The following is a 6,391-nucleotide window of genomic DNA, read 5'->3' as shown; positions in this document are numbered from 1 at the left end:
ATATATGACAGGACAATGGGCAACGATGGGCAAAACAGCGGTTATTGAAGCAGGTAACTTAACCATCGTTCTTACCGAGAAACGAGTAGGACCGTGGGATCCGAATCATATTGGTTCTGTCGGCCTGCGTGCTGAAGATTTTCATATTATTGTCGTCAAAGCAGCCGTCGCATGGAAAACCGCATTCGGCTCGGTTTGTCGTCATATTATTTATCTGGACACTCCGGGCTGCTGCAGTGCCAATTTACAACATTTCAATTATAAGCATATAAAGCGTCCGATTTATCCACTTGATTCGGCGCTTTAGTTGCAAGTACTGAGCAAAAAGGCGCGGTAAAGCATTCATCTACGATGATCTGCTKTACCGCGCCTTTTAAGGAGTTCAAGATTGAGAAAATTGTCCATTAATGTGTATTCGAATAGCTATCCCAGTCCACCGCTTTATCCTGAAATGTATCATTTAACATAGGAGGTTGTTTATGCGTTTTATTCGGTGGAAGAAATGTTCCCCTGCTTAATCCCGAAGTTGACCGTGTTGATATGAGCGGTCAGAGCTTCGGATACTTTGTCGGAATCACCCTCTATGATCGTAAGCAGCAGACTTTCATGCTCTTGACATAGAACATTCAGATCCTCGTAAGCACTCACTTGTGTAATGAAATGCAGTCGGATTCGGTTGTAGATGGACTTCCATATTGTAATCATGTTGCCCATCCCCGACAATGTGACCAAGTATTCATGAAAGGCTAGATCGCAATCCGCCATCTTGGATATATTCTGCTGCTGAGCACCTTCTTTCATTTCTGTGATGAAGGTTCTTAGTCGATCGTAATGAGTTTCGTCCATCAGGGGCAATGCTTTGCGTATGGTGAATTTCTCAAGTGTTAGACGGACTGGAATCAGTACCTCTGACACTTCTTCATCCGTGATTTCAGCGACCATTGTTTCCTTATAGGGATGGGAATATAGCAGTCCTTCTTGCTCAAGCATACGCATCGCTTCACGAATCGGCCCACGGCTGACGCCCATTTGTTTGGAGATTTCTACTTCTCGAAGACGGCTTCCCGGTTTTAAGTGACCTTTAAAAATAGCTTTACGGATATCGTCAGTAATTTTATGGCGTAGTGATGTTGTCTTTTGTTCGTCAAATTGAAAGTTGTCCATGTATCTCGCACACTCCTCTAAAGCCTAAGCTTTCCTATATGAAAATTATAACTTAAATAAATCGTTTGTAAACATCGTATTGTAATATTGTTGACAACTCGTTTTCATTATCTTGCTGTTCTATTCGACTATCCGTACAAAAGCATGATGTTGAAGTATAGTTAAAGTAGCCTAAGTTTAGTGGTAGAATTAAGGGAGTGTAATAAAGTCAGGGCGGGGATGGTCGAATGGGAACCGTTGTAACAAAATCGTTTAACTATGGGCAAGAAGAAATAGATTACCTGAAAAGTGTGGATGAAACACTTGGCGCTGCGATGACACGTATGGGCAAGGTTGAGCGTGTGATCATTCCAGATCTGTTCACTGCTCTCGTTTATGCCATTGTAGGCCAGCTCATCTCAGTTAAAGCGGTTCATACCATCTGGGAAAGAATGCAGAGGCAGCTTGGAGAGATTTCTCCGAATAATCTCGCCATAAAATCTGCTGACGATATACAAAAATGCGGGTTAACGATGAAAAAGGCTGTTTGTATTCAAAATATTGCTCAGATCATCACTCAAGGCAGTTTTGATTTGGAGGAACTTCATAATTTATCAGATGCGGAAGTCATTAAAAAGCTGATGACGTTAAAGGGAGTCGGTCAATGGACGGCGGAAATGCTGCTGCTCAATTCGATGGAACGCCGTGATATTGTCAGTTGGGGAGATATTGCTATTCGTAGAGGTATGATAAAGTTATATGGAATTCCCTCTATTACAAAGGAACAGTTTGAACAATACCGTCTCAGATACTCGCCTTTAGGCTCCGTAGCTTCCATTTATCTATGGGAAATCTCATTTGAATCGTAATAAGGACAAGGAGTAATGCAGTGGAAACAACAATTAAGGAACAGTTATTTCAAATGGCAGATGAGAAATATCAAAAATTTTCAGCGGCGCTTATCCCAACTATTAATAATGTAATGGGAGTTCGACTACCGGAGCTGCGTAAGCTGGCCAAAACAATTGTAAACGACGATTGGAGAGCTTACCTTGAGCAGGCAGAGAGTGATTTTTTTGAAGAAGTTATGCTGCAAGGTATGGTTATTGGATATATAAAAACTGATGTTGAAGAAATACTGCGTTATGTGGCTGAGTTTGTCCCTAAAATTAATAATTGGTCGGTATGTGATAGCTTTTGTGCCGGACTAAAGTTCACGAAGACGAAAAAGGCACGTGTATGGGGTTTTCTGCAGCCTTATCTTTCTTCAGAAAAGGAATATGAAATACGTTTTGGAGTAGTTATGCTTCTTAACTTTTATATAGAAGAGGAATATATCGACAGCGTTTTAACTCGTTTGGACAACACCATTTGTAAGGACTATTATGTTAAGATGGCTGTTGCTTGGGCATTATCCATCTGTTACGTGAAGCTGCCTGAGCCAACCATGACCTATTTAGCAAATAATTCGTTAGATGATTTCACGTATAACAAAGCTCTGCAAAAAATTACAGAATCACATCGTGTCGATAATGAAACGAAACAATTGATTCGTGGCATGAAACGATAATTAAAATGTGCTTAAGGCTCAAACCCTTTCTGACTCACATAGATTTGATCCTCTGGAAATACTTGCATCAAACGCTCATAAACAAGTCGATAAGCGGAAGGATGATACCATTCTTCCAAGCCCAGCTCTTTATACAAAGCATCTATGCCTAAATGACGTGTTCGTTTTCCTCCACTTCCGTCTCCCATAAAATAATCATCGAGACAGACGCGATTGACTAGTGGGCGCAGTGTCTCGGCAAAACCTTCAGTACTCGGCAGCATTGGCGCAATCGTTGCTTGTGTCGGAACGCCTGCTTCAGCCAGTAATTGAAGTGTCTTAAATCTAGCACTGAGCGGAGGAGCCTCCGGCGAAAAATGTTTTCGGATGTCCTCTCGATCCGTTTCCACTGTCATGCTAACACGGACTTTCTCTCCAAGACGAATAAGCAGATCAATGTCTCGACGAACAAGCGGACTGCGGGTTTGGACGAATAAAAAATCAGGTGGGTTTTCAATCATGACTTCTAGTAAAGACCGGGTTATTTTTTCTTTATGCTCGATGGGCTGATAAGGATCGGTGCTTGAAGACATGAAGATGGTAACTGGACCTTTTTTTTGGGCTCGCTGAAGCTCTTTCCCGAATACTTCTGCTGCATCCATCTTGATATCAACCCATGTTCCCCACTCCGCATTCCGGAATGTAGACACTGGCATTTGCCTCACATAACAATATGAGCAGCCAAATATGCAACCTGTATAAGGATTAAGCGAATGACTATAGCCGGACAGAAAGCCAGTTCCTTTATTTAAGAGTGTCTTCGGATGTTTATATAAATATTCTTTTTTCATGTTAAGACTCCAATCCGGTTATCTAGATAGCTTTATTTTGCATCATGAAAAATAATGCCCAAACTATATCGTGTCCCAGACGTAACCGTGCTAACGCCATGTCTGAGAGTCGTTTTATAATGGCCGCGTGTACCTAATACGGGACGATGATTCGTCGGGAAAATAAAGCCTTCTCCTTGTTCCAGAGTTATAACGTGGCCGCGGCTTTGTGCACGTGGTCTTTGCTCCACTAGAAGAAATTGACCACCCGTGTAGTCTACTTTTTCTTGATTCAGGGCGAATACGATCTGAAAGGGGAAAGCCACTTGCCCATACAAATCCTGATGCAGGCAGTTATATCCTCCTACTTCATACTTTAATATGAGTGGAGTTGAACGGTTCTGACCTTGTTCGTGGCATTGATCCAGAAACAATTCCAGTGTTAGTGGGTATTCAGGAGATTGACCTAATTGATTAAGCCAGCGGTTAGCCGTTTTCGCAAGCTCTGGATAAAATCCTACGCGGAGCTGTAACAGTGATTCGGGAAGGGGCTTGTCATAATATTTATACTCACCTATTCCGAAGCGATATCTAGCCATATCTATCGTGCTGCGAAAATAATCTTGCTTCTCATAAGTGTCGATTATTTCTTTGCATTCCGTTTTATTTAACAGGGAGGGGAGTTTGGCATAGCCTATCTCGTCTAATGATATTTGAATAGAGTCCCAATCCAGATCGTTTATGCGCACAGCAAGATGATTATCCATGCTGTATACCTTTGAGTAGAGCTAGACCGTTTTTCTCCAAATTCAGCAGCATCGTTTTCATGTCGATACCACCGCGATAGCCAGTTAGAGCTCCGTTTTTCCCTATTACACGATGACAGGGCACAGTGATCAATACGGGATTTGCGCCAATAGCAGAACCAACTGCGCGAACAGCGGCTGGCTTGTCAATTTGCTCAGCAATTTCCGAATACGACTTTGTTTGACCATAAGGAATGTTACAGAGTGCGTTCCAGACAGCCAATTGAAAGGGTGTCCCGTGAAAGTCGTAGGGGATATTAAAGCTATTGCGTGTTCCTTGCAAATATTCGATAAGCTCCGACGCATAGGGCTGCAGTATCTCATCGTTCTGAATCAATGCAGAGCCCGGGAAACGGACATTTGCCCAGTCAGCTAATTCATCAAAAGGTTGATTTTGAGAGCCCACATAACAAAGTCCTTCAGACGTGGCTGCAATATGCATATTCCAATCCTCATGTGTCAATAACGTCCAATAGATCGGTAAACAGGGTTTATTTTTCATAAATTCAAATACCTCCCTATAACTATCCAGTCATCTCTCAACTGATTATCACTACGATAAGTATAACCCTACAATTGAGCATTTGTACGCATTCTCGATTGTAACAGCAAGATAACGAAATGATAAATGGATAAGAAAATGGCACTTATATCCATGGGTTTATATTGATCAGCATGTGTAAAATAGTAAAAACAACATTGTCATTCGTGGATTATCTTTATTATCGTTGCTCATGGATGATTTTTTTTGAAAATCGCTTCAAATCAGGGCTCTTTTTTGTAACATCGGTTGCACAGCGCGGTATAAACATGTAGAATTTTTTATATGAGGTTAACCTAAATAAGTTGAACTGTTCTGAAAGGGGTATTTACTCTGAATACTGCAATGACTATGTTACAAAAAACAAGCAGAACTTTCTATATTCCGATTAGTCGCCTAGGTATAGGCGTGAAAGAGGCAGTAACTTCTGCCTATTTATGTATGCGTGCAATTGATGAGATCGAGGATCATGAAGAAATCGCAGATTCCTTGAAGATCGAGCTGCTGCTCGGACTTCATGAAGCTTTTAAATCCTCGGACGTGATCGATAGAACACAAAAGCTACTTGCTCCATATAAGGATGTACTTCCGGCGGTTACGATGCAGTTAGACGAGTGGGCAATTCTTTGTCCATCATCCGTTAACCATGTTGTTTATCGATACACATCCATGATGGCAAAGGAAATGGCCGAATGGGTTGAACATCAATTTGTGATTCGGACGGAAGCGGATTTGGATCGTTATACGTACAGCGTGGCGGGTATGGTCGGAGAAATGCTGTCCGAAATATGGTTTTGGCATGATGGTACAAAATCCGATAGTGTGAAAGCCGTTGCCTTCGGCAGAGGGCTCCAAGCCGTAAATATTCTACGCAATAAAGCGGAGGATGCGGAGCGGGGAGTAAACTTTTTTCCAGAGGGTTGGGGACAAAAGGAAATGCTTCAGTATACACGTCGCAATTTAAAGCTGGCTGATGCGTATGTGAAGGAATTGAAGTCTGGCCCAGCAGTAACCTTCTGCAAAATACCACTTACTTTAGCTCATGCTACAGTAAAGCTTATTGCTGCCGGCGGTAACAAGCTAACGCGCGATATGGTCATGAAGCTTGTGAATCAAGTCAATTAGTCATGTCCATTAATCCTGATTGCTAGTAAAAAAATCCCGACAGGCTATTGATAACTAAGGGAACAGACACTAAAAAAGCTTTCTACAAATCATCAATAGATGATTTTTTGGAACTAAGTTGATCCGTTTAGACGGAAAAGCTTAGTTTTTTTATTTTTATTGAGGTGAAAGTGTGAAGAAATTGTAATTTTTAATTGTAATTAATAGCTGCAAAAAATGTCGAATAGATAAATTTATCCTTGTTTTTCAGCAAGCTAGACAATAGTCCCTTATTTATCATAAATATAGTGTGAATTTTTACGAAATCATAATATAAACTAATGTTATAAATATGCTAAATCCTTTATTTTACAAGGGTTAAAGTCATTTTTTGTATGCGAATAAATGAGTCTAAAGG

8 protein-coding genes are annotated in these 6,391 nt (G+C 41.1%); 4 read left to right on the top strand and 4 right to left on the bottom strand.

From position 1 onward, the window contains the following. The coding region (locus AC1DWN_RS24820) for an MlrC C-terminal domain-containing protein (protein ID WP_477561569.1) at positions 1-307 on the top strand (307 nt) is incomplete at its 5' end. Between the two features lie 179 nt (positions 308-486). Here AC1DWN_RS24820 and AC1DWN_RS24815 read toward each other — a convergent pair. Beyond that, entirely contained in the window at positions 487-1,164 is a 678-nt protein-coding gene (locus AC1DWN_RS24815; RefSeq protein ID WP_477561568.1) for a GntR family transcriptional regulator, read from the bottom strand. Positions 1,165-1,391: 227 nt separating this feature from the next. On the opposite strand from AC1DWN_RS24815, the gene AC1DWN_RS24810 reads away from it, so the two are divergent. Both AC1DWN_RS24810 and AC1DWN_RS24805 read left to right on the top strand, forming a co-directional pair. Then, positions 1,392-2,012, top strand: coding sequence for a DNA-3-methyladenine glycosylase family protein (locus AC1DWN_RS24810; protein WP_477561567.1), 621 nt, complete (start codon positions 1,392-1,394; stop codon positions 2,010-2,012). A 20-nt stretch (positions 2,013-2,032) separates the two neighbouring features. Then, a complete protein-coding gene (locus AC1DWN_RS24805) occupies positions 2,033-2,713 on the top strand; it encodes a DNA alkylation repair protein (RefSeq protein ID WP_477561566.1) in 681 nt (226 codons plus the stop codon). An 11-nt stretch (positions 2,714-2,724) separates the two neighbouring features. On the opposite strand, the gene AC1DWN_RS24800 is transcribed toward AC1DWN_RS24805, so the two are convergent. The 3 genes from AC1DWN_RS24800 to AC1DWN_RS24790 are packed head-to-tail and all read right to left on the bottom strand — an operon-like array spanning position 2,725 to position 4,830. Continuing rightward, a complete protein-coding gene (locus AC1DWN_RS24800; RefSeq protein WP_477561565.1) occupies positions 2,725-3,543 on the bottom strand; it encodes an SPL family radical SAM protein in 819 nt (272 codons plus the stop codon). Positions 3,544-3,575: 32 nt separating this feature from the next. Continuing rightward, positions 3,576-4,289 carry a 2OG-Fe(II) oxygenase gene (locus AC1DWN_RS24795; RefSeq protein WP_477561564.1) on the bottom strand — a complete coding sequence of 238 codons (714 nt, stop codon included), beginning with the start codon at positions 4,287-4,289 and terminating at the stop codon, positions 3,576-3,578. After that, complete coding sequence (locus AC1DWN_RS24790) at positions 4,282-4,830, bottom strand: methylated-DNA--[protein]-cysteine S-methyltransferase (RefSeq protein ID WP_477561563.1); 549 nt, start codon at positions 4,828-4,830, stop codon at positions 4,282-4,284. The genes AC1DWN_RS24795 and AC1DWN_RS24790 overlap by 8 nt, the downstream gene beginning before the upstream one ends. Before the next feature lie 384 nt (positions 4,831-5,214). Here AC1DWN_RS24790 and AC1DWN_RS24785 point away from each other — a divergent pair, with 384 nt between their 5' ends. Beyond that, positions 5,215-5,994, top strand: coding sequence for a squalene/phytoene synthase family protein (locus AC1DWN_RS24785; protein WP_477561562.1), 780 nt, complete (start codon positions 5,215-5,217; stop codon positions 5,992-5,994). The last annotated feature ends 397 nt before the right edge of the window (positions 5,995-6,391 follow it).

Source organism: Paenibacillus sp. P4_A7 (assembly GCF_056402455.1).
This window is presented reverse-complemented; position numbering and strand designations above follow the sequence as displayed.

What these genes read in the sequence shown, in the direction of transcription:
- AC1DWN_RS24815 (WP_477561568.1), bottom strand. Translation starts at nt 1,164, where the DNA reads ATGGACAACTTTCAATTTGACGAACAAAAGACAACATCACTACGCCAT.
- AC1DWN_RS24810 (WP_477561567.1), top strand. Translation starts at nt 1,392, where the DNA reads ATGGGAACCGTTGTAACAAAATCGTTTAACTATGGGCAAGAAGAAATA.
- AC1DWN_RS24800 (WP_477561565.1), bottom strand. Translation starts at nt 3,543, where the DNA reads ATGAAAAAAGAATATTTATATAAACATCCGAAGACACTCTTAAATAAA.
- AC1DWN_RS24795 (WP_477561564.1), bottom strand. Translation starts at nt 4,289, where the DNA reads ATGGATAATCATCTTGCTGTGCGCATAAACGATCTGGATTGGGACTCT.
- AC1DWN_RS24790 (WP_477561563.1), bottom strand. Translation starts at nt 4,830, where the DNA reads ATGAAAAATAAACCCTGTTTACCGATCTATTGGACGTTATTGACACAT.
- AC1DWN_RS24785 (WP_477561562.1), top strand. Translation starts at nt 5,215, where the DNA reads ATGACTATGTTACAAAAAACAAGCAGAACTTTCTATATTCCGATTAGT.